Origin of the sequence: Micromonospora sp. C28SCA-DRY-2 (assembly GCF_030519475.1) — a bacterium.
GTDB lineage: Bacteria > Actinomycetota > Actinomycetes > Mycobacteriales > Micromonosporaceae > Micromonospora.
Genome location: NZ_JAUMKD010000001.1, coordinates 1,667,087 through 1,689,536 on the forward strand (window position 1 = coordinate 1,667,087; position 22,450 = coordinate 1,689,536).

Annotated in this window: 17 protein-coding genes and 1 pseudogene; 7 read left to right on the plus strand and 11 right to left on the minus strand. The window is 73.7% G+C overall.

Annotated features, from left to right (window positions below):
* Positions 1 to 33 precede the first annotated feature (33 nt).
* From Q3W71_RS07870 to Q3W71_RS07880, 3 genes are all read left to right on the plus strand, one after another.
* Positions 34 to 2,424 carry a DEAD/DEAH box helicase gene (locus tag Q3W71_RS07870; protein WP_302918750.1) on the plus strand — a complete coding sequence of 797 codons (2,391 nt, stop codon included), beginning with the start codon at positions 34 to 36 and terminating at the stop codon, positions 2,422 to 2,424.
* 172 nt (positions 2,425 to 2,596) lie between these two features.
* Positions 2,597 to 2,803 carry a hypothetical protein gene (locus tag Q3W71_RS07875; RefSeq protein ID WP_302918589.1) on the plus strand — a complete coding sequence of 69 codons (207 nt, stop codon included), beginning with the start codon at positions 2,597 to 2,599 and terminating at the stop codon, positions 2,801 to 2,803.
* A gap of 109 nt (positions 2,804 to 2,912) precedes the next feature.
* Positions 2,913 to 3,491, plus strand: a complete 579-nt coding sequence (locus tag Q3W71_RS07880) for a hypothetical protein (RefSeq protein WP_302918590.1) — start codon at positions 2,913 to 2,915, stop codon at positions 3,489 to 3,491.
* Positions 3,492 to 3,554: 63 nt separating this feature from the next.
* Here Q3W71_RS07880 and Q3W71_RS07885 read toward each other — a convergent pair whose 3' ends face one another.
* From Q3W71_RS07885 to Q3W71_RS07930, 10 genes and pseudogenes are all read right to left on the minus strand, one after another.
* Positions 3,555 to 3,932, minus strand: a complete 378-nt coding sequence (locus tag Q3W71_RS07885; RefSeq protein WP_302918591.1) for an Rv3654c family TadE-like protein — start codon at positions 3,930 to 3,932, stop codon at positions 3,555 to 3,557.
* Between the two features lie 185 nt (positions 3,933 to 4,117).
* Positions 4,118 to 4,486, minus strand: a complete 369-nt coding sequence (locus tag Q3W71_RS07890) for a TadE family type IV pilus minor pilin (protein ID WP_302918592.1) — start codon at positions 4,484 to 4,486, stop codon at positions 4,118 to 4,120.
* On the minus strand, positions 4,483 to 4,650 hold the full coding sequence (locus tag Q3W71_RS07895) for a DUF4244 domain-containing protein (RefSeq protein ID WP_013283643.1): 168 nt from the start codon (positions 4,648 to 4,650) through the stop codon (positions 4,483 to 4,485). The genes Q3W71_RS07890 and Q3W71_RS07895 overlap by 4 nt, the downstream gene beginning before the upstream one ends.
* A gap of 24 nt (positions 4,651 to 4,674) precedes the next feature.
* A complete protein-coding gene (locus Q3W71_RS07900; protein WP_302918593.1) occupies positions 4,675 to 5,445 on the minus strand; it encodes a type II secretion system F family protein in 771 nt (256 codons plus the stop codon).
* Positions 5,445 to 5,780, minus strand: a pseudogene (locus Q3W71_RS07905) (hypothetical protein); the annotation flags it as partial. The pseudogene Q3W71_RS07905 and the gene Q3W71_RS07900, both read right to left, overlap by 1 nt.
* 1,232 nt (positions 5,781 to 7,012) lie before the next feature.
* Positions 7,013 to 8,224 (minus strand): TadA family conjugal transfer-associated ATPase, encoded by a 1,212-nt coding sequence (locus tag Q3W71_RS07910; RefSeq protein WP_302918594.1) that lies wholly within the window; start codon positions 8,222 to 8,224, stop codon positions 7,013 to 7,015.
* Complete coding sequence (gene ssd, locus Q3W71_RS07915) at positions 8,221 to 9,324, minus strand: septum site-determining protein Ssd (protein WP_302918595.1); 1,104 nt, start codon at positions 9,322 to 9,324, stop codon at positions 8,221 to 8,223. The genes Q3W71_RS07910 and ssd overlap by 4 nt, the downstream gene beginning before the upstream one ends.
* 297 nt (positions 9,325 to 9,621) lie before the next feature.
* Positions 9,622 to 9,924: a sigma factor gene (locus Q3W71_RS07920; protein ID WP_302918596.1), complete on the minus strand. Its 303-nt coding sequence runs from the start codon at positions 9,922 to 9,924 to the stop codon at positions 9,622 to 9,624.
* Between the two features lie 154 nt (positions 9,925 to 10,078).
* Entirely contained in the window at positions 10,079 to 11,026 is a 948-nt protein-coding gene (locus tag Q3W71_RS07925) for a CU044_5270 family protein (RefSeq protein ID WP_302918597.1), read from the minus strand.
* Positions 11,019 to 11,633, minus strand: a complete 615-nt coding sequence (locus Q3W71_RS07930) for an RNA polymerase sigma factor (RefSeq protein ID WP_302918598.1) — start codon at positions 11,631 to 11,633, stop codon at positions 11,019 to 11,021. Before Q3W71_RS07930 ends, Q3W71_RS07925 begins: the two co-directional genes overlap by 8 nt.
* Positions 11,634 to 12,315: 682 nt before the next feature.
* On the opposite strand from Q3W71_RS07930, the gene Q3W71_RS07935 reads away from it, so the two are divergent.
* The gene (locus Q3W71_RS07935) at positions 12,316 to 13,119 is read left to right on the plus strand and encodes an HAD family phosphatase (RefSeq protein WP_302918599.1); all 804 of its coding nucleotides are present in this window, start codon (positions 12,316 to 12,318) and stop codon (positions 13,117 to 13,119) included.
* 76 nt (positions 13,120 to 13,195) lie between these two features.
* Here Q3W71_RS07935 and Q3W71_RS07940 read toward each other — a convergent pair whose 3' ends face one another.
* The gene (locus Q3W71_RS07940; RefSeq protein ID WP_302918600.1) at positions 13,196 to 13,942 is read right to left on the minus strand and encodes an oxidoreductase; all 747 of its coding nucleotides are present in this window, start codon (positions 13,940 to 13,942) and stop codon (positions 13,196 to 13,198) included.
* A gap of 551 nt (positions 13,943 to 14,493) precedes the next feature.
* Here Q3W71_RS07940 and acs point away from each other — a divergent pair.
* From acs to Q3W71_RS07955, 3 genes are all read left to right on the plus strand, one after another.
* On the plus strand, positions 14,494 to 16,458 hold the full coding sequence (gene acs / locus Q3W71_RS07945; protein ID WP_302918601.1) for an acetate--CoA ligase: 1,965 nt from the start codon (positions 14,494 to 14,496) through the stop codon (positions 16,456 to 16,458).
* 383 nt (positions 16,459 to 16,841) lie between these two features.
* Positions 16,842 to 19,517: an immune inhibitor A domain-containing protein gene (locus tag Q3W71_RS07950; RefSeq protein ID WP_302918602.1), complete on the plus strand. Its 2,676-nt coding sequence runs from the start codon at positions 16,842 to 16,844 to the stop codon at positions 19,515 to 19,517.
* Positions 19,518 to 19,919: 402 nt separating this feature from the next.
* Positions 19,920 to 22,223, plus strand: a complete 2,304-nt coding sequence (locus tag Q3W71_RS07955; RefSeq protein WP_302918603.1) for an immune inhibitor A domain-containing protein — start codon at positions 19,920 to 19,922, stop codon at positions 22,221 to 22,223.
* Positions 22,224 to 22,450 lie beyond the last annotated feature (227 nt).

Here is a 22,450-nt window from a genome sequence, read left to right on the forward strand (position 1 = left end):
AAGCCGTCGACCGACAGCTCCGGCTCGCCCCGCCTGACGCCGCGCGACGATCCGGAGCCGTCGCCCGCGGCCACCGTAGCCGCCGGCTCCGGGCGGTCGCCGGCGGAGCTGCTGGGGCGGCTGCGTGGTCGGCACCCGGCCGACCCGGTCACCCACGTCGAGCGGGTGCCGGCCCGGCCCGGCGTGCCCGCGCCCTGGCCGCAGTGGGTCCCGGCGGAGCTGCGCGCGGCGTTCGCCCGCCGCGGCGTGGTCGCGCCGTGGCGGCACCAGGCCGAGGCCGCCACCCTGGCGTACGACGGGCAGCACGTCGTGGTGGCCACCGGCACCGCGTCCGGCAAGTCGCTGGCGTACCAGGTGCCCGCGCTCTCCACGCTGCTCGCCGACCCCCGGGCCACCGTGCTCTACCTGGCCCCGACCAAGGCGCTCGCCGCCGACCAGCTGCGCGCCGTCGCCGAGCTGGAGCTGGAGGGGGTACGCCCGGCCTGCTACGACGGGGACACGCCGCGCGCCGAGCGGGAGTGGATCCGGCGGCACTCCCGGTTCGTGCTGACCAACCCGGACATGCTGCACCACGGCATCCTGCCCGGGCACGCCCAGTGGTCGGGGTTCCTGCGCCGGCTGGCGTACGTGGTGGTCGACGAGTGCCACACCTACCGGGGGGTGTTCGGCTCGCACGTCGCGCACGTGCTGCGCCGGCTGCGCAGATTGAGCGGAGCTACGGGCCGCGCCTCCTCCCCCGCGCTCGCGGGCTCCCGCAACACGCCGGTCTTCGTGCTGGCCTCGGCGACGTCGGGTGACCCGGCGACGGCGGCCGGGCGGCTCACCGGCCTGCCGGTGGCCGCGGTCACCGAGGACACCTCGCCGCGCGGCGGGGTGACCTTCGCGCTCTGGGAGCCGCCGCTGCTGCCCTCGGCCGACACCTCGTCCGACGCGGTGGACCTCGCGCCGGTCCGCCGGTCGGCACTGCGGGAGACCGCGGACCTGCTCGCCGACACGGTCGCCGAGGGGGTACGCACGCTCGCCTTCGTCCGGTCCCGCCGGGGCGCCGAGGTGGTGGCGGCCAACGCGCGCCGGGCGCTGGACGAGGCGGTGCCGGGGCTCGGCGGCCGGGTGGCCGCCTACCGGGCCGGCTACCTGCGCGAGGAGCGGCGGGAGCTGGAACGGGCGCTGCTGCACGGCGAGCTGCTCGGGCTGGCCTCCACCAACGCGCTGGAGCTGGGCGTCGACCTGATCGGCCTGGACGCGGTGCTGATCTGCGGTTACCCGGGCACCCGGGCCTCGCTGTGGCAGCAGGCCGGGCGGGCGGGGCGCTCCGGGCAGGAGGCGCTCGCCGTGCTGGTGGCCCGGGACGACCCGCTGGACACCTACCTGGTGCACCATCCGGAGGCGGTGTTCGGGGCGCCGGTGGAGGCGACCGTGCTCGACCCGGCCAACCCGTACGTGCTCGGGCCGCAGTTGGCCTGCGCGGCGGTCGAGGCCCCGCTCACCCCGGCCGACCTGGCGCTCTTCGGCGACGGGGCGAAGGAGGCGGTGGACGCGCTGGTCGAGGCGGGGGCGCTGCGGCAGCGCCCGACCGGCTGGTACTGGCGGCACCGGGAGCGCCCCGAGGTGGACCTGCGTGGCGAGGGCGGCGCCCCGGTCTGCGTGGTGGAGGCGGCGACCGGGCGGCTGCTCGGCACCGTCGACGGCGGCTCGTCGCACTTCCTGCTCCACCCCGGCGCGGTCTACCTGCACCAGGGCGTCTCGTACGTGGTGGACGAGCTGGACCTGGCCGACGGGTGCGCGCTGGTGCACCCGGAGGAGCCGGACTGGTCCACCCACGCCCGCGACGTCACCTCGCTGTCGGTGGTCAGCGTCCGGTCCTATGTCGACGCCGGGCCGGTGGGGCTCTTCCTCGGCGAGGTCGACGTGACCAGCCAGGTGGTCTCCTACCAGCGGCGCCGGATCGCCACCGGCGAGGTGATCGACACCCGGCCGCTGGACCTGCCGGCCCGGGAACTGCGCACCGTGGCGGTCTGGTTCACCCTGTCACCGGAGTCGCTGACCGGGGCCGGGGTGGAGCCGGCCGACGTGCCGGGGGCGCTGCACGCCGCCGAGCACGCCGCGATCGGGCTGCTGCCGCTGATGGCGACCTGCGACCGGTGGGACATCGGCGGGCTCTCCACCGCGGCGCATCCGGACACCGAGGCCCCGACGGTCTTCGTCTACGACGGGCACCCCGGTGGGGCGGGTTTCGCCGAGCGCGCGTACGGCACGGCGGCGGCGTGGCTGCGGGCCACCCGGGACGCGATCGCGGAGTGCGGTTGCGAGGCGGGCTGCCCGTCCTGCGTCCAGTCGCCGAAGTGCGGCAACGGCAACAACCCGCTGTCCAAGCCGGACGCGATCCGGGTGCTCGACGTGGTGCTGGCAAACCTGCCGTCCTGAGCCGATCGGATGCATGAACCGCGGGAGTGCCGGGCATAGATGCGTGGGAGCGCTTCCATCGACGGAGCTGACTCGGGCCATCGATGGCGTCCCCGCTGTCGTGGTCGCCCTGGCCCGTCCGTTGTGCGTTCGTCCCCCGCTGTTCGTTCGTCGCTCGCCCGGAGGAGGAGTCGTGGCCGACACCATCGCCGAGACCGTCGACCTGCTCTACACCATCGACCAGGAGAACCTCACCCCCGACCAGCAGATAGCGCTCGGCGCCGCGCTCGCCGCGCTGGCCCAGGCGGAGCGGCTGGAGCAGATCAACGAGCGGCTGCGCGGCATCCACCAGGTGCTCAACAGTTGGGCGTTGCGCGCCACCGTGGACGGTTGCCGCTGACGCCGCTCCGGGCGGCTGACGCCACTCCCGGGGCGGCTGGCGCCGGTCCGGGCGGCGGAGGCGGCCGGGCTGTGCGAGACTCCGGCGGATTATCGGTGAGGAGACGAATATGCAGCTCGACAACTTGCAGGCCCAGCAGCAGTTCCACATCCGCCAACGGGTGCGGATGATGGTCAACCAGTACGAGGTCCACGCCGTCGCGCCGGACGGCTCCGAGGGCGGCCTGCTGGCGTTCGCCCAGCAGAAGCGGCTCGCCTTCAAGGAGCAGGTGACCATCTACACCGACGACTCGAAGCAGCAGCCGCTGCTCGGGTTCAAGGCCCGCCAGCGCCTCGACCTCGGCGCCACGTACGACGTGACGGACGCCGCCGGCAACCCGATCGGCGCCTTCCGCAAGGACTTCGCCCAGTCGCTGCTCCGCTCCACCTGGCACGTGGAGCAGGCCGGACTGCCGCAGGTCACCGGACAGGAGCGGAGCCTGCCGGTGGCGCTGCTGCGGCGCTTCGTCGACTCGCTGTCCTGGCTGCCGTACCACTTCGACTTCACCGCGAACGGCCAGCCGGTCTTCACCGTGGTCAAGAAGTGGGGCCTGCGCGACCGGTACGTCGTCGAGATCCAGCACCCGCAGATCGACCGGCGACTGGTGATCGCGATGGCCGTGGCGCTCGACGCCCTCCAGGCCCGCTGACGCCCGGGGCCCGGGGCCCGGGGCGCGGGCAACCGCTGACCCCGGGCTCCCGCCGCCCGCAGGTCACCCGCGCACCGGGCCGGCTCGGGCACTGACCCGGACGACGCGGGTCAGGCCGGGTAGCGGCGCGACGGTCACCTCCGCCGTGACCAGGACGTCCAGGCCGTCGAGCCGGCAACCGACCAGGTGCCCACCGTTGGCGGCGGCGATCTCGGCCGCGTGTCCGCAGGCCGCCGTGGTCCCGCCGAGCGCGCGGGCGGCGCCGGCGAGCGCGGCGAAGTCGGCCGCCGCCCGGGCCTGCTGCCGGGCCGCCCGGGCGCTGGTGACCGCCGCGCCGAACACGCCGACCACCACGAACACCAGCCCGACGGCGAGCAGGCAGATCGTTGCCCCGCCCCGTTCCCCGGCCCGACCGCCGGGCCCCCGCCGCAGCGCACCCATCGCCGCGGCGCCGGCCCGGGCAGCCCGAGCGGGCCGACGCCCGAGCGCACCGACCGCCGGGACGCCGGCACGAGCAGCCCGAGCGGGCCGACACCGGAGCGCACGAACCCCCGGGACGCCGGCACGATCGGCGCGCCCGGCGTCAGCGCCGGAGCCATCCCGTGGGCGGGGGTTGCCGGCGGCGATCACGGCTGCGGACCCGGCGCGCCCGGTTCGACCGCGGCGACCGCGGTGGCGACCACGGTGACCCGGGGCAGCCGGGCACCGAGGCTGCGGACCGGGGCCCGGACCGTGGCATGGACCCGCTCCCCGACGACCGCCACCGACACCTCGGCGCCCGACGGAGCGGAGCGCCGCCCCGCGGCCGTCCCGTCCTCGCCCCGGGAGGCGGCGAGCGCCGCCTCCCGGGCCGCGTCCAGGCAGCCCGCCCTGGTGCTGGCCGCGCTGACCGCGGTCAGGCCGGCGAGCAGGAGGAGGACCAGCGCCGGCAGGCCGGCCGCCAGTTCGGCGGTGAAGGACCCCCGGTCGTGGCCGGCCGGCCGGCGCCGGGTCACTTCAGCGCCCGGTCGATGACGGCGGTCAGCGCCGACTGCACGTTGCCCGAGGTCAGCACCTTCAGCAGGATGCCGGCGAAGGCCACCGCGGCCAGCGTGCCGACCGCGTACTCGGCGGTGTTCATCCCGGCGTCCCCGCGCAGGCGGGTGAGGAGTTTGCGCACGTGCTGGTCCTTTCTCTAGGGATCTCAGAGCACGTCACCGAGGACGGCGACGATCACCGGCACCAGGCCGGCGAGAATGAAGGCGGGCAGGAAGCAGAGCCCGAGGGGCAGGACGACGAGCACCCCCGCCCGGCGGGCGGACGCCTCCGCCGCGGTGGCCCGGTCGGCCCGCAGGTCGTCGGCGAGCCGGGTCAGCGCCCCGGCCAGCGCGGCTCCGCTGTGCGAGGAGCGCAACGCCGCCGCGGTCAGCCGCTCCGCGCCCGGCACCGGCCCGAGCTGGGACCACGCCTCCTCGGGACCACCACCGAGCAGCAGCGTGCGGCCGACCCGGCCCAGCCGCCGCGCCAGGGGGCCGTCGAGCGCCTCGGCCACCGCCAGCACCGACCGGTCGACCGGCGCGCCCGCCCGCATCGCCGCGGCCAGCAGGTCGGCGGCGAGGGGCAGGTCGCCGGCCTCGCGGAGCCGACGCTTGCGTACGGCGGGTGGCTCGATCCGGCGCAGTGCCCGGTCGAGGACGATCGCCGTGGGCGTCGCCGCGATCAGTCCCGGCCAGCCGCCGACGACCACGGCGACCGCCAGGCCGGCCAGCCCCGCCGCGAGCCGGACCGCGTCCGGGCGCCGGCCCACCCGCCGCGCACCGTCTCCGTCATCCGCTCCGGCGGGCAAACTTCCCGGGCCGGGTGGAGCGGAGTTCAGTTCCCGCAGCCGGTGCCGTGGGCGACGCCCGGCCCCGGCCGTCACCGCGAGCAGGGCCGCCGCGACCAGGCAGCCGGCCGCCAGGGCGGTCCGGGACATCAGCCGGCCCGCCCCGGCGTCCCACCGAGCCGCTCGGTCCAGAGCAGTCCGGCGATCTGGAGCACGATCGCGCCGACGGCACAGACGCCGCCGATCGGGGTGTGCAGCAGCACGGCGACCGGGTCCACGCCGATGCCGTAACCGAGGCCGACGCCGCCCAGGGGCAGTGCGGCCAGCAGCCACGCGGTCGCCCGCGCCCCGGCCGCCTGGGCCGCCGCCGCGGCCAGGCCACGATCGGTCGAGCGGGCGTCGGCCTCGATCCGCTCCACCAGTTCGGCCAACGGCGCGCCCGTCCGGTCCGCGAGACGTACGGCGGCGAGCGCCAGCCGCAGGAGACGGTCCGGCTCGCCCGGCTCCTCGCCGGAGCGGGGACGCCACCGGCCCGGCCCGTCACGCCGCGACTCGGCCCCTGCCGGCTCGACCGCCGGCCCGCCCGCCGCGTCGACGGTCGACGCCGGCTCCGGGCCCACGGCCGACCAGGCCGGGGCGTGCGGGACCGGTCGGGACGGAACCCGCTCGGTGCCGTCGATCATCGGCCAGTCGGCCGGGCCGTGGACGATCGGAGCGGCATCCGCGACGGGCAGTACCTCCCCCGCCAGTGCCGGGCCCGAGCCGCCACCCGCGCCGGCGCGCGACGGCGCCCGTCCCGGGCCGGTGTTCGTCACCGGCAGGCGTGGTGCCGCACGGTCTCGTCCTTCCGCCCTGCCGGCGCGCGCCGCCGGCCGGCCCGCCAGGCGGGTGCTTTCCGGGTGGCTTGCTGCGCCGGTCCTCGTCGGGCCCGGGCCGACGCTCGCCCAGCCCTGAGCGTCGGCGGTCTGAGCGGTGGCCAGTCCCAGGCGCTCGGCGGCCACCAGCACGGGCAACCCGGCGCGCAGGTCGGCGGCGAGGCCGCAGAGCTGGTCCAGGCGCTTGCGACGGAGCCGATCCGCCTGCCGTGCCGCCTGCCGCCGTACCAGGGCGCGGGTGCCCAACCACCCGTACCCGGCCAGGGCCACCGCGGCCACCGGACCGCCGAGCAACACGCCGGTTCCGGCACCGGCCAGCCCGGCCAGGAGCAGGGTGCGCCTCGGCGCGGCGATGACCACCGCTGCCATCCGGCGCCATCCGGGACCGGGGTGCCGGCCCGGACCGGTGGAAGTTCCCGGCCGCCGTTCCGCCGGAGCTGTCGCGCTCGGCGGCCCGACCGGCCCGGCCGGGCGGCGGGGATCCCGGCGGCCTGGCGGTCGCGGTGAGCCGGTCGGACGCACGGCCACCGATGCCGCTCCGGCGGCCGGCGGGGACAGCGAGGCGAGTGCGCCGGACGGGCGGGCCAGCGCCCCTCGGCGGGCCACGTGCCGGGCGGGCAACCCCGGCACCTGACGGCGCACCCGGGTGTCGCCGTCGACCCCGCCGGCCGAGCCGCGCAGCTCCGCCACCCAGTCCAGCAACGGGTCGTCGGACCCGGCCGCCCGGCCAGCCGGGGCGGTCAGGGCGCGACGGCCGAGCCGGTAACCCCGCCACAGCGGCCTGGCCGACGCCACAACAACGGTGGCCAGCAGTGCCAGCAGCGCCGCCCAGTAGCCGGCGCTCATGCCGGTCCCGCCGATCCGGGCCAGGGCTCGCAGAGGATCGGCGGCAGCGCGACGTCGCGTTCCCGCAGCAGTGCCCCGAGCGGCCGGGCGGCCAGGCCGAGCCCGCGTCCGCGTACCCAGGCGGGAACCGCGGTGACCAGCCGTTCCGGGCCCTCGGGGAGCAACAGGCAGATCGACTCCAGCACCCGCTGGCCGGACCTGCGCCGGACCTGGAGCACCACCTGGAGCGCGGCGGCCACCTGGGCGTGCAGCGCGGCGCGGGGCAGGCCGCCGAGCAGGCCGAGGGCCTCCAGCCGGGCTGGTACGTCCGACGGCGCGTTGGCGTGCAGCGTCCCGGCCCCGCCGTCGTGGCCGGTGTTCAGGGCGGCGAGGAGGTCGACGACCTCAGCGCCCCGGCACTCACCGACGACCAGCCGGTCCGGCCGCATCCGCAGTGCCTGCCGGACCAGGTCGGTCAGCCCGACCGCACCGGAGCCCTCCACGTTGGCCGTGCGGGCCTGGAGCCCCACCACGTGCGGGTGCACCGGGTGCAGCTCGGCGGCATCCTCCACCAGCACGATCCGCTCGGTCGCGGGCACCAGCCCGAGCAGCGTGTTGAGCAAGGTGGTCTTGCCCGAGCCGGTGCCCCCGGTGACCAGGTACGCCAGCCGGGCCTCGACGAGCGCGGCGAGCACCGGCGCCACCGGCCGTGGCACGGTGCCCTGGCGTACCAGCTCGTCGAGGGTGAACGGCCGCTGGCGGAAGGTGCGCAACGACAGGTACGGCCCGTCGGTCGCCACCGGTGGCAGCACCGCGTGCAGCCGGGTGCCGTCGGCGAGCCGGGCGTCCGCGTACGGGGAGCCGTCGTCCAGCCGCCGGCCGGCACCCGCGGTGAGCCGCTGCGCGAGCCGGCGTACGTCGTCGACCGAGCCGACCGGCACCGCGACCTGGTGCAGGCCGTGCCCCCGGTCGACCCAGACCCGGGTGCCGTTGACCAGCACGTCGGTCACCTCCGGATCGGCCAGCAGCGGGGCGAGCGGACCGGCACCGACCAGGTCGTCGCGCACCCGGTCGGCCATCCGCAGCACGGCGTTGTCGCCGAGGACGGCGGCGCCCGGCTCGGCCCGTACGGCGGAGACGATCGCCGCCGGGGTGACCGGGGCGGCCGTGGCGGCGATCCGCTGCCGGACCCGGGCGGCGAGACCGTCGCCGCCGGCCGGGCCGGTCATGCCGCACACGGCACGGGCACGCCGGTGAGGTCGGCGACGATCCGCTGGCAGAGCGCGGCCAGCGGGCCACGGCCGTTGGCCGCCGGCGCCTCACCCCGTTCCAACCCTCGGCATAGTCCGGGCTCCGGACGCAGCGTGCCGGCGAGCGGCAGCCCGAGCGCCCGCGCCACCTCGGCCGCCCGCAGCCGACCCGGGGCGGGGCCACGGACGATCACCGACAGGTCGGCGCAGTGCGCGGCGGCGGCGGACACCACGCGGGCGGCGGCCGCGGTGGCCCGCAGTTCGGCGGGCACCACGACGAACACCCGGTCGGCCGCCTGGAGCGCGGTCACCGCCGCGTCGTCCAGGTGGCGGGGAAGGTCGACGACCACGAAGTCGCGACCACGCCGGGCGGCGTCCACGGTGGCCGCCATCGCCGGCACCGGGATGGTGAGCAGATCCCCGCGATCCCAGGAGAGCACCACCAGGTCGCCCCGGCTGGGCAACGACCGCACCAGCGCCGGGGCGTCCACCCGGCCGTCCGCGTCGGTGAGCGCCGGCCAGCGCAGCCCCTCCAGCTGTTCCCAGCCGAGGACCAGGTCGAGCCCGCCCCCTAGCGGATCCGCGTCGACCAGCAGGGTGCGCAGCCGGGCCCGGGCGGCGGTGACCGCGAGCCCACCGGCGAGGATGCTGGCGCCGGCGCCGCCGCGCCCGCCCAGCACCGCGGTGACCCGCGCCTCGCCGTTGCCGGCCCGGTCGGGGCCGCACTCGGCGAACCGGTCGACCAGCCACGGTTCGGCGGCGGGCAGGGTGGCGACGTGCTCGGCGCCGATCAGTTCGGCGACCTGCCAACCGGGGTCGAGTTCGCCGGACCGGCCCACCAGGACCAGCCGGGGCCGCTGCGGCAGCCGCGCTCGCAGGCAGGGTTGCGCCTGGTCGCAGCCGACCAGCACCAGCGGCGCGGGCAGCCAGCGGGTCCGGGCGGCCACCGGGTCGGCGGCGAGTTCCACCTCGACGTCGCCCGCCGCGGCGAGTCGGAGCAGGTCGTCGAGGAGTTCACCGTCCGAGGTGACGACCAGCGGCAGGCGCCGGTGCGCTGAGACGGAGGTACGGGGCGGCATCGCGGCCTCCAACGGTCGGCGGGGGTTGCTGACCGCCGACACTGCTCCCCGTTCCGCGCCGCCCGCCGTCCGCGTACCGCCGCCTGTGGACGACGCGACGCCCTGTGGACAACGCCCACCGAACCAGTCGATCTGCTATGCGCTGCTGCTCGTGGCCCGGCGCCCGCACGTCGACCGGGCGGTCCTGCGGGCGCTGCTCCGACACCGCGCGGGCGGGCTCGCCGCCGACGAGAGCCGCCCGTGCCCGGCCACCGCACCAGCCGGCCGCCCGTCGACCCCGCCGGCCGGCCAGCCCGATCAACCCTCCCGCGCCATCCGGTACTGGTCGGCCAGGTCGGCGGCGAGCCCGTCGAGCCAGGGCCGAGCGTCGGACCGGGTGACGTCGAACCGACCCCGAAGCCGGAACGCCGCGAGGAACGTCTCCGCGACCAGTTCGTCCGCGGCCGGCACACCGAGGCGTCGGGCCAGGCGACGATGGATGCGCCGCGCGTGCCGGTCGATGATCGTCCCGAAGATCTCGGAGTCCAGCGCGGACCAGGCGATGATGTCGGCGTCTGTCAGTGCGCTGTCGTCGGCAGTCGTCCGCCGCAGGAGTCGCATGGTGGGCCTCTCACGGAAAGAGCGTCATCGGTGCTCGCATCCCGCTCGCGGGGCGGGTTCTCGGCTTCGGCCATGCCGCTCGGGCGCGTGCCGGGCCTCCGGGCGGCGCGGAGACCCGGCACGCCCCGCGGCGACCGGCCGCTGGGAGCGGACGTCAGGCCGGCTGGCCGACTCGGTCGACGATGGCGACGGCCAACACGGCCGACCCTCCGGCCGGGCCGCCCACGCCGAGGAAGGTGTGGGTCTCGGGGTGGAAGACGAGCACGATTTCGCCCGGGCCGTTCGTCGAGGACCAGGTGACGCCGATGCCCGGCCGGCCCGCGGCGTCCTTGGCGGACGGCACGGCTTGCAGGTCCGGCATCGTCGCCGCGGCCTCGTAGAGCGCGGCCCGGGCCCGGGGGCGCAGGTAGCTGTCGCTGAGGTAGTGGAGGACGTCCTTGCCGAGGGCATTGGCGTCGCCCGGGTCCCCGCTGGCATTCTTCGCCAGGAAGGCCCGCATCGCGGCGGCGTCGGTGGGCAGGTCGGCGCGGTAGGCGGGCTCCGGGGTGCACGGCTCGGTCTCGCCCGGCACCACCGTGTTCCCCTTCACCGGCACCGCCCGCCCGTTCCGGCAGCCGGGAACGACCCATTCCGTACGCCCGGCGGCAGCGGTCTCGACGATCAGACCGTCCCGCGTCCCGTCCACCGACCTCCAGCTCTCCCGCAGCTCACTCCCCTCCTGGGAGCGGATGTAGACGAACTGGTCCGGCCGGGGCTCGACGTCGGGCACCCGCAGCGCGGCGACCGCCGCGTTGCGCAGCACCTGGGTGGCATCGGCCTGTGCGGGCGGCGTGCTGCCACCGAACCGGTCCGGTACGAGCACCAGCGCCGAGGCGATCGCCGCCGCCAGACCGACCGCTGCCACCCCGCTGAGCACCAGCCGCCGGGGCGTGCGCCGCGGGCGGGAAGGCATCGGGCGTACGGTGGACGCCGCGGGCGCGGACGATCCGGCAACCGTCGCGGCCATGGCGGTCGCCAGCCGGCTGCGGGCCGGCGCCAACCGCTCGGCCGCCGGCAGACCGGTCTCCTCGCCGAACTGCTGGAGCAGTCGCATCTCATCCATTTCCCAGTACCTCCTCGATCGTGCTGGCGGGTGTGCCGCCCAACCGCTCACGGAGCAGCCTGCGGGCTCGGTTGAGTCGTGATCGCACGGTGCCGACCGGGATCGACAGTGCGGTGGCGACCTCCTCGTACCTGAGTTCCTCCCAGGCGATCAGCAGCAGCACGTCGCGATCCCCGTCGGAGAGCCGGGCCAGCGCCTCCAGGAGGGGCCGGCGTAGTGATTGCGCCGTCACCACGGCGGCGACCCGGTTGGCGTGCGACGCCTCGCTCGTCGCGGGGACGTACGCCTGCCGCAGCCGGTACTCGCGCTCCTCGTTCCGCCGGTGCTGGCCGACGATCCTGGTGGCGATCCCGTACAGCCACGGCCGCGCGTCCGGGTGGGTGGTGTCGAAACGGTCCCGGCCGCGGAACGCGGCGAGGAACGTCTCCGCGACGAGGTCGTCGGCAGCCGGCACACCGAGGCGCCGGGCCAGGTAACGGTGGATGTACGGCGCGTGCCGGTCGAAGATCGCCGAGAAGGCCTCCGGGTCCCGCACCGACCGCTCGATGATCACTGCATCCGTCACCGCACCGACATCGGCGTCCAGGGGTGGTCTGAGTTCTCTCACACAGGGCCTCTCGCGGAGTAGGAAAGCGTCACCTGTTATCCGCACTCCGCGGAGAGACGGTTCACGCGGCGCTCTGGCCAGCGCGGCGTTCCACGATCCGGGACGCGCCTGCGCCACCCGGCTGGTCGCCGGCGGCGTCCCGGTCGACCCGGTGCCGCGGGTCATGGGGTACGCGCAGGCGTCGACGACGCTGAATCGTTATACACGCTGGGGCCGACCATGCCGCTCGGATCCTGGATACCTTCGCCTCGGCCCCGCTGACGGTCTGCCGACTCGGCGGCCGAGCCGCCCGGCGAGAGCCTGCCCGCCGGGCGGAGGATGGGGCGTGACCTGCGACGCTGCGTTGTCCGGAAAGGGACGACCCCCGTCGGGGGGAGACGGGGGTCGTCGTGAGGTTCGGCTCCGGGGGGGTCGAGCCGAACCCACTCAGCGGTCACGGGGGGTGCAACCGCCGAGGGTCTGGGCGTTGTCCGAGATATGAGTTCTCGTCGTGCCGACAAGTCTGCCTGAGCGGACCTGCTCACGTCGAGTGGTGTCGCCTCCACTCGCTGCGAAATCCTGTTCGCAGAGTGTGACCGCCGTCACGATGCGCGGAGGTTGTGGGGCCGGCCCGTGGGTCGCAGGGGGCATTGGAACCCCGGGCACCCGCCGACCATAGACCATCGGGCTAGACTTTCGCGCCGTGGGCCGAAGTGCCGCTTTTTTCGATCTGGACAAGACAGTCATCGCCAAGTCGAGCGCCCTGGCGTTCGGTCGGCCGTTCTACCGGGACGGCCTGATCACCCGGCGTGACGTGGTCAAGTCGGCGTACGCGCAGCTGATGTTCCGGCTGGGCGGCACCGACGAGCAGACCATGGCTCGGACCAGGGACTACCTCGCCACGCTCTGCAAGGGCTGGCCGGTGGAACAGGTCCGCCAGATCGTCGCGGAGACACTGCACGAGCTGATCAACCCGTACGTCTACGCCGAGGCCGCCGCCCTCATCGAGGAGCACCAGGCGGCCGGCCGGGACGTCGTGCTGGTCTCCGCCTCCGGCGAGGAGATGGTCCGGCCGATCGGCGCGCTGCTCGGGGTCACCGACGTGATCGCCACCCGGATGGGCGTGGTGGACGGGCGCTACAGCGGCGAGGTGGAGTTCTACGCGGCCGGGCCGAGCAAGGTCGACGCGGTCAGCGAGCTGGCCACCGCGCGCGGCTACGACCTCGCCGACTCGTACGCCTACTCCGACTCGTACAGCGACCGTCCGCTGCTGGAGTGCGTCGGGCACCCGACGGCGGTCAACCCGGACCGGCAGCTGCGCAAGCTGGCGGCGGAGAACTCCTGGCCGGTGCTGGAGTTCCGGCACCCGATCCCGCTGGGTCGGCGGCTGCGCGAGCGCCCCGCCGTGCCGGTCGCCGCGGCGGCGCTCGGCGTCGGGGTCGGCGTGGCCATCGGCATCGCCTGGTACGGCCGGCACCGCCGCACCCGCACCGCCCCCGCCGCCTGACCGGCCCCGGCAGGACGGCGCGGACGACCAGCCAGCGTCCAGACCCAGCGCGCTCGGTCGGGGACGACCGGCCCGCTCAGGCGGCGGCGAGGATCTCGTCGCCGATGGCGGTGAGCTGGTCCGCGCCGACCTCGACGGCCGCCATGTAGTGCCGCAGCCAGGAGCGCAGCCCGTCCGGGGTGCCGGTGGCGAAGGCACCGGCCGAGCCGACGTACTCCGGCTCCCGCTCGTGGTGGCCCACGTCGACGGCGAGCAGGCCACGCGGGTCGAGACCGCTGGAGAGCAGCACCAGGCGGGCCGCCCCCCGGGCGACCAGCCCGGAGGGTCCGGCGAACGGGCGCAGGTTCAGCAGCTCGCCGTGCACCACCGCGGCCACCACCAGCGGGGAGACCTTCGTGCCGCCGGCGACCAGCCCGGCCAGCCCGTCCAGCCGGGTGGCCACCACCGGGTCGGCCACCGGGCGGCCCAGCTCGGCCTCGGCCACCACGTCCCGGGCGGCGAGCACGTGCAGCTTGGCCAGCGCCTGCCGGGGCGCCTTGGGCCAGAGCTCACTGAGCCCGGGCAGCGCCCCGGCCACCCGCAGCGCCCCCTGCAGCACCGGCTCGGTCACCGTGCCCGCCCGGACCGCCTCCCGGTCGTGGGCGTACCCCTCCAGGGCCGCGCTGGCCACCGCGGAGCGGAGGCTGACCTCGGCCGCGACCTGGCCGCCGTGCCGGCGCAGTGCGCGGTGCCGCAGCGCCTGGTCGAAGCGCTCGCGGGCCCGCTCGACGGCGGGGGCGATGTCGGCGAGCTCCAGCAGCGGGGCGAGCGGGTCGGTGGTCACCCCGTCACGCTAGCGACCCGGCCGTCCGCCGCGGGCCGCACCCGACCGGAACGCGATCCCGGCCACCGGCCCGCCCGGGCGAACCGGCGCACACCGCGGGCCGCACCCGGTCCCGACCGCCACCGCCGGGCCCGGGCGAACCGGCGTACCCAGCGGCCGGGCCAGACCGGCGGCGTGATCCCGGCCACCACCGGCGGGACGTCCGCCGGCCCGGCAGGCCGGGCGGAAGCAGCGGTCCACCCGGCACGATCCGGACCGTCACCGGCCGGACAAGCGGGCCGGCGGGAGCGGCGGAGCCGTCGGCGACAGCGGCCTGACCTCCGGCTCGGCGGGTGACACCGCGAAGCGCGTCGAAGCGCCGCCGTGACCGGTCCCGATCACGGCACCCGGCGCGGCCGGGACCGGGCGGCGCGGCCGGCACCGCGCCGTCCGGCGCGCGTCGCGGGCCGCTCGGCGCGATCCGGCCGGTGACCGGTCGCCGCCGCCCCACGGTGCGGACTAACCTCTCCTGCAACGAGACGCAGGTCACCCGAGCGACGAGGGAGCACGGCATGAGCGAGGCATTGGCCAATCTGCTGAACGAGACGCGCCAGTTCCCGCCGCCGGCCGAACTCGCCGCCGCCGCCAACGTCACGGCGGAGGCGTACGCCGAGGCGGAGGCGGACCGGCTGGCCTTCTGGGAGCGCCAGGCCGGGCGGCTGACCTGGGCGAAGCAGTGGGACCAGGTGCTGGACTGGTCGAACCCGCCGTTCGCGAAGTGGTTCGTCGGCGGCCAGCTCAACGTGGCGTACAACTGTCTGGACCGGCACGTGGAGGCCGGCCGGGGCGACAAGGTCGCCATCCACTGGGAGGGCGAGCCGGGCGACACCCGGACCATCACCTACGCGGAGCTGCACAAGCTCACCTGCCAGGCGGCGAACGCGCTGACCGACCTCGGCGTCACGGCCGGCGACCGGGTGGCGATCTACCTGCCGATGGTCCCGGAGGCGGCGGTGGCGATGCTGGCCTGCGCCCGGATCGGCGCCACCCACAGCGTGGTCTTCGGCGGCTTCTCGGCCGACGCGCTGACCAACCGGATCCAGGACGCCACCGCCAAGGTGGTGATCACCGCCGACGGCGGCTTCCGGCGGGGCAAGCCGTCGGCGCTGAAGCCGACTGTCGACGAGGCGGTGGCGAAGTGCCCGTCGGTGGAGCACGTGCTGGTGGTGCGCCGCACCGGTGAGGACGTGGCCTGGTCCGAGAAGGACCACTGGTGGCACGAGACGGTGGAGACCGCCTCGCCGGAGCACGCCGCGCAGCCGTTCGACGCCGAGCACCCGCTCTTCATCCTCTACACCAGCGGCACCACGGCCCGCCCGAAGGGCATCCTGCACACCACGGGCGGCTACCTGACCCAGACGTCGTACACCACGCACGCGGTCTTCGACCTGAAGCCGGAGACCGACGTCTACTGGTGCACCGCCGACATCGGCTGGGTGACCGGCCACTCCTACATCGTCTACGGCCCGCTCTCCAACGGCGCCACCCAGGTGATGTACGAGGGCACCCCGGACACCCCGCACAAGGGCCGGTTCTGGGAGATCGTCGACAAGTACCGGGTCACCATCCTCTACACCGCGCCGACGCTGATCCGCACGATGATGAAGTGGGGCGAGGACATCCCCGCCGGCTTCGACCTGTCGTCGCTGCGCCTGCTCGGCAGCGTCGGCGAGCCGATCAACCCGGAGGCGTGGATCTGGTACCGGCAGCACGTCGGCCGGGGCGAGCTGCCCATCGTGGACACCTGGTGGCAGACCGAGACCGGGGCCATCATGATCTCCCCGTTGCCCGGGGTGACCGCCGCCAAGCCGGGCAGCGCGATGACGCCGCTGCCGGGCATCGTCGCCGACGTGGTGGACGACCAGGGCCAGTCGGTGCCCAACGGCGGCGGCGGTTACCTGGTGCTGCGCGAGCCGTGGCCGTCCATGCTGCGCACCATCTGGGGTGACGACAACCGGTTCATCGAGACGTACTGGTCGCGGTTCGAGGGCATGTACTTCGCCGGGGACGGGGCGAAGAAGGACGACGACGGGCACATCTGGCTGCTCGGCCGGGTGGACGACGTGATGCTGGTGTCCGGCCACAACATCTCCACCACCGAGGTGGAGTCGGCGCTGGTCTCGCACCCGTCGGTGGCCGAGGCGGCGGTGGTCGGCGCGACCGACCCGACCACCGGGCAGGCGATCGTCGCGTTCGCCATCCCGCGCGGCAGCACCGACACCGCCGGCGACGCCGGCGAGCAGCTCATCGCCGACCTGCGCAACCACGTGGCGAAGACGCTCGGCCCGATCGCCAAGCCGCGGCAGATCATGCTGGTGCCCGAGCTGCCCAAGACCCGCTCCGGGAAGATCATGCGCCGGCTGCTCCGGGACGTCGCCGAGCACCGGTCGCTGGGCGACGTCACCACGCTCCAGGACTCCTCGGTGATGGAGCTGATCGCCTCCGGCATGGGTGGCGGCAAGTCCGACGAGGACTGACGGCAGGCGTACCCCCGGCGAGGGTGGCGGTCCGGACGGGCCGCCACCCTCGCTCGCTTCTTACGGGTACGAACCGGACCGCTCCACCAGCGTCACATCGGTCGGTCGGGGGAGTTCGGAGAAGCTGAACGGACACAGGCGACGGTCGCCCCCTGTCGTTCGGAACCGTTCTGATTTAGGTTCACGCACGTCGGACGGTTTCGATGTGCGTCACTGTAAGTGAGGCCGGCCGACTCCCTCCTCCCATGCCCGAGAAATGGAGCGGCATGAACAGAAAATCGCAAGTCGGGCCGCGTCGACGCCTACTCGTCGCGCTACCCGCCATCGCCCTCGCGGCCACGTCACTGACCGTGACGGGTAGCGCGGCAGCCCAGACGCCCGCCGTGCCGAAGGCGACGATCGGGGCCGACGAGTTCTACATCAACTATGCCGAGCCGGAGGTGCAGCCGGACACCACCGGCCGCGAGGTCAAGGGCAAGGAAGGCATCTACACCTCGGCCGCCGACGAGGCGCGGGCGTTCGACCGCAAGTACGCCCGGGGCAACCCGGTCACCGCCCGGGAGCTGGCCCGGCTGGAGGCCAAGTCGATCAAGTCCGGGAAGAGCCCCCGCAAGATCAAGCAGGCGCCGAGCACCCAGACGGCGAAGCTGCTGACCCTGCTGGTGGAGTTCAACGACCAGGCCAACGACGACTTCACCGACGTCATGGTGCCGCGGACCGTGTTCGAGGACCGGACCTGCGTGCCGGGCACCGTGCAGAACGGCCCGAAGCACAACAACATCCCGAACCCGGCGACCCTGCCGCACAAGGACAACAACTCGTTCTGGGTGCCGGACTTCTCGCCCGCGCACTACGACAAGATGCTCTACACCAAGACGGGCATCACCGAGCGGGTCCGCAAGGACCTGAAGGGTCCGGACGGCAAGCCGGGCATCGACCTGCGCGGTCGCACCATGCACAACATGTACCTGGAGATGTCCAAGGGCGCGTACACGGTGGACGGGCAGGCCAGCCCGTGGATCACCGTGCCGCACTCGGAGGGCTGGTACGCGGCGTCGCGCTGCTTCCAGGACGAGAACGGCAACTGGGTCGCCGGTCGCCAGCAGGCGATGAACGGCCACCCGGACAACCCGCAGGGCGCCGGCCGGCTGGCCACCGACGCGATCGACGCGCTGGCCGCGATGGACCCGAACTTCCCGTGGGCCGACTACGACATCGAGGACCAGGGTGACCGGGACGGCGACGGCAACTTCTTCGAGCCGGACGGCGTGATCGACCACCTGGTGCTGGTGCACGCCGGCCAGGGCAAGTCGCGTGGCGGCGGCGCCGAGGGCATCTACGCGGTCTGGGCGCACTCCTCCTCGATCGCGGGCGGCTACACCATCCCCGGCACCAACCTCCAGGTGTCGAACTACATCGTGCAGCCGGAGGACGCCGGCGTCGGCGTCTTCGCCCACGAGTACGGCCACGACCTGGGTCTGCCGGACCTCTACGACACCAGCGGCAACGCCGACTCGGACGTGGACTTCTGGGACCTGATGGCCTCGGGCTCGCACTCCGGCGAGGTCTTCCAGGCGCTGCCGACGCACATGGGTCTGTGGGACAAGTGGGTGCTCGGCTGGGCGGACCCGCTCACCCTGGCCCCCGGCACCGACCCGCGCAGCGTCAAGCTCGGGCAGACCTCGCGCACCCCGGTCGGCACCCAGGACGGCATCAAGATCGACCTGCCGGACAAGGTGATCACCCTGGCCACGCCGCACAGCGGCGCGAACATGTGGTACACCGGCGCGGACCAGGACTGGGCGGACGTCAAGATCACCCGCCAGGTCGCGGTCCCGGCGGCGGCCGACGCGAAGTTCTGGATGTGGAACAACTTCGTCATCGAGGCCGACTGGGACTACGGCTTCGTCGAGATCTCGACCGACGGCGGCGCCACCTGGGCCGAGCAGAAGGTCTACGACTCGACCGGCAAGCTGGTCACCACCGACGACGGCTACGCCGACCCGAACGGCCGGATGGTGGACTTCGGCAACAAGAAGTACGGCCTCACCGGTGACACCCACGGCTGGCGGCACGACTACGTCGACCTGTCGGCGTACGCCGGGCAGACCATCCAGCTGCGGCTGCGGTACGCCACCGACGAGGCGTTCGTGGAGCGGGGCTGGTTCGCCGACGACTTCTCGGTGACCGGCGGCGGCGCCACCACCTGGAGCGACGACGTCGAGGGCGGCGCCAACGGCTGGACCGCGACCGGCGGCACCTTCGTCGACACCACCGGCGCGGGCTGGCGGATCGACGGCGGCACCTCGGTGCAGGCGCACTACTACCTGGCCGAGTGGCGCAACTTCGACGGCTTCGACAAGGGCCTGAAGTACACCTACGACACGGTCTACTCGCGGGACGCCTGGAAGGTCGACAAGATCGCGTACAACGCGCCCGGCATGCTGGTCTGGTACCGGGACACCGCGCTCGGCGACGTCAACCACGTCACCGCGCAGTTGACCGCCCTGCCCAGCTACGGCGCCAAGGGCGGTCTGCTGATCGTCGACTCGCACTTCGACCCGTTCCGGCGGACGGGCGAGGCGGCGGTCAAGGACCCGTCGGTGCTGGACAACCTGCCCAGCCGTCCGCAGTCGGCGAACGCGGCGTTCTCGCTCAAGCCGACGTACCCCTTCAAGGAGTGCCTGGAGGCGGCGGACGAGCCGTACAGCGAGTACTGCACGACGTTCGGGTCGCAGCCGCCGGTGAAGGGCTTCACCGACGCCAAGGGCTGGTACCCGGGCATCGAGATCCGCGACGGTGCGGCGTACGCCCGGGACAGCGACGCCTCGGTGGTGCTGCCGTCGCGGGACAACGCGCGGTACACCACCCGGGTGACCCACCCGGACGGCACTCCGGCGCCGGAGTACTACGGCCAGACCCTGGGCGGCGGTGCCATCGTGCTGGGCACCGGCAACCCGGGTGACCTGGGCGTGAACTACGGCGTCTCGATCGTCATCAAGAAGGCCGCGAAGGACAACTCGTACGCCATCGTGTACGTCACGCCGGCGGGGAGCTGACCCGAACGGTCCCGGCGACGGGGCACCAGGGGGCCCGTCCGGAGCACACGCTCCGGACGGGCCTCCGCTCGTTCCGGCCGCCGGCCTCGCTCGTTCTCACCGATCCGGCCGTCCGGCGTCGCCGGCTGTGACACTTTCCCGACCGGCGGCGCTCTCCTCATGGGACCTCATAACCACTCTCACTCCGAGTGATCGTGTCCAAACCGTAACGTGAACTCGCGCTGTCACAGCGCGCACTTTAGCCCGTATTTTTCCTGACATGTCGCCTGCGGATCGTCGCCCGAGGCGCCAATTGACCCGTGACAACCGGCTACTCCTCTGTCAGGGTGAGTGGCGCATCACATGACAGTCACGGCCCCGGCCGCGCCCGTCATGTAACAGATCCACAAAGGAGGAGGACCTTTGAGGAGACGAGTCACAGCCGGCCTGGCCACCGCCACGGCCGCGCTGCTGGCGGCGGGAGTCGTGTCGGCGCCGGCCTCCGGCGCTCCGGCCGCGGGCCCGACCCCCGGTTCCGACAAGGCGAAGCACGGCAAGGACAACCTCCCCGATCCGATGGCGGATCAGCACCGGGAGGTCCGGAAGCAGGCCATCGCCGACCTGCTCTCCGGCAAGGCCAAGCTGCAGACGCGCAACGGTTCCAAGGTCATCCAGGTCAAGGACGACCTGTTCGTGGAGTACCAGCAGGCGCCGAAGACCGACCCGATCTTCACCATGCTGGTCAACTTCGGCGACCAGATCGACCCCCGGACCGGTGGAGCTGCCGGCCCGGTGGCCAACCAGATCGCCGAGCCGGACCGGAACTGGGACGGCAACGCCACGGACGACAACAGCACCCTGTGGCGGCCGAACTTCGACCGGGCCCACTACCTGGACATGTTCTACGGTCCGGGCGAGTCGATGCGGGACTTCTACCTGAAGCAGTCCGGTGGCCGCTACACGGTCAACGGCGACGTCACCGAGTGGGTGCAGGTCCCCTACAACGAGGCCCGGTACGGCAGCAACGCCATCCCCGAGTCGGACGGCTACTGGAACTTCGTCAAGGACAGCGCCACCGCCTGGTACGAGTCCCAGATCGCCGCCGGCAAGACCACCGCGGAGATCAAGCAGTACCTGACCCAGTTCGACATCTGGGACCGGTACGACTTCGACGGCGACGGTGACTTCAACGAGCCCGACGGCTACATCGACCACTTCCAGGCGGTGCACGCCGGTGAGGGCGAGGAGGCCGGCGGCGGCGCCCAGGGCGAGGACGCCATCTGGTCGCACCGCTGGGCCGCGTTCCCGAACCTCGCGGGCAGCGCCGGTCCGGGCGAGAACAAGGCCGGCGGCGTGCAGATCGGCGACACCGGCATCTGGATCCGGGACTACACCACGGAGCCGGAGAACGGCGGGCTGGGCGTGTTCGCCCACGAGTACGGCCACGACCTCGGTCTGCCGGACCTCTACGACACCGCCGGTGGCGACAACGGCGTGGGCTTCTGGAGCCTGATGGCCTCGGGTTCGTGGCTGAGCCACGGCACCGACGACATCGGGTCGACCCCGGGCTACATGGACCCGTGGTCGAAGCTCTACCTCGGCTGGCTGAACTACTCGGTGGTCGAGGAGGACAGCGGCACCACCCAGGTGACGCTCGGGCCGGCCGGTGACAGCGACGGGCCGAAGGCCCAGGCGGTCGTGGTCAACCTGCCCGCGCAGACCCAGACCACGAGCTACAACACGCCGTTCGGCGGGTCGTACGAGTGGTGGGGCGGCAGCGCCGACGACCTGAACACCACGCTGACCCGTCAGCTGGACCTGACCGGTGCGACCTCCGCGTCGATCACCGCGAAGGCCTGGTACGACATCGAAGAGGACTACGACTACCTCTACGCCGAGGTGTCCACCAACGGCGGGTCCAGCTGGACCCCGCTGAGCAACTCGGCGATCGACGCCGGGGAGACCGGCGTCGACGGCTCGACCAGCGGCAACTGGGTCGACCTCGGCTACGACCTGTCCGCGTACGCCGGGCAGAACGTGCTGTTCCGCTACCGCTACCAGACCGACGGCGGCGTGCACCTCGCCGGCGCGTTCCTGGACAACGTCTCGCTGGTCGCCAACGGCGCCACCGTCTGGACCGACGACGCCGAGACGCTGGCCGCGGAGTGGACCGCGAAGGGCTTCACCCGGATGACCGGCTCGGTCACCGACTCGTACCCGCGGTTCTACATCGCGGAGAACCGCAGCTACTACGGGTACGACGACACCCTGCGCACCGGCGGCTACAACTACGGGTTCAACAACACCCGGCCGAACTGGGTGGAGCGGTTCGCCAACCACCCGGGCATGCTGGTCTGGTACGTCAACTACGCGTACGGCGACAACAACACCTCGGAGCACCCGGGCTACGGCCTGAACCTCCCGGTGGACGTGCGGCCGGGCCAGATCAAGGTGGGCCAGGGCAGCATCACCAACCGGCGCAACGGTTACGACGCCACCTTCAGCAAGTTCGGCAAGCCGGCCCAGACGTTCCACGTCAACGGCGTGCCGGTCACCGTCCCGGCGCTGGACCCGAACCCGGTGTTCAGCGACAGCGGGCCGAACAAGTACTGGAGCGGCGGCAACCCGTGGAACTCGGTGAAGGTGGCCGGTAGCGGCACCCGCATCGAGATCATCCAGCAGGGCACCAACCCGACCGACGACATGGTGGTCCGGGTCAGCAACTGACGACAGCGGTAACCGTGGGGCCGGTGGCGGCGACGCCACCGGCCCCACTTTTTTGGGTACGCCACCGAAATGATCGAAAGGCGTCGCTTGACACCCTTCGCGGTCCGTCCATCCTGCTCACCACCGGCGGCGAAAGTCCGGGATGTGACAGTGAGGAGCGTTCCCAACAAAATCTTGCAACAAATCGACGCACGCATCTTCCCAGCGGTCCCACCAGTGTCTATGTT

Coding starts and splice junctions, on each gene's coding strand:
- Q3W71_RS07920 (WP_302918596.1), bottom strand. CDS start 9,924: ATGCGACTCCTGCGGCGGACGACTGCCGACGACAGCGCACTGACAGAC.
- Q3W71_RS07880 (WP_302918590.1), top strand. CDS start 2,913: ATGCAGCTCGACAACTTGCAGGCCCAGCAGCAGTTCCACATCCGCCAA.
- Q3W71_RS07925 (WP_302918597.1), bottom strand. CDS start 11,026: ATGGATGAGATGCGACTGCTCCAGCAGTTCGGCGAGGAGACCGGTCTG.
- acs (WP_302918601.1), top strand. CDS start 14,494: ATGAGCGAGGCATTGGCCAATCTGCTGAACGAGACGCGCCAGTTCCCG.
- ssd (WP_302918595.1), bottom strand. CDS start 9,324: ATGCCGCCCCGTACCTCCGTCTCAGCGCACCGGCGCCTGCCGCTGGTC.
- Q3W71_RS07910 (WP_302918594.1), bottom strand. CDS start 8,224: ATGACCGGCCCGGCCGGCGGCGACGGTCTCGCCGCCCGGGTCCGGCAG.
- Q3W71_RS07885 (WP_302918591.1), bottom strand. CDS start 3,932: ATGGGTGCGCTGCGGCGGGGGCCCGGCGGTCGGGCCGGGGAACGGGGC.
- Q3W71_RS07900 (WP_302918593.1), bottom strand. CDS start 5,445: ATGTCCCGGACCGCCCTGGCGGCCGGCTGCCTGGTCGCGGCGGCCCTG.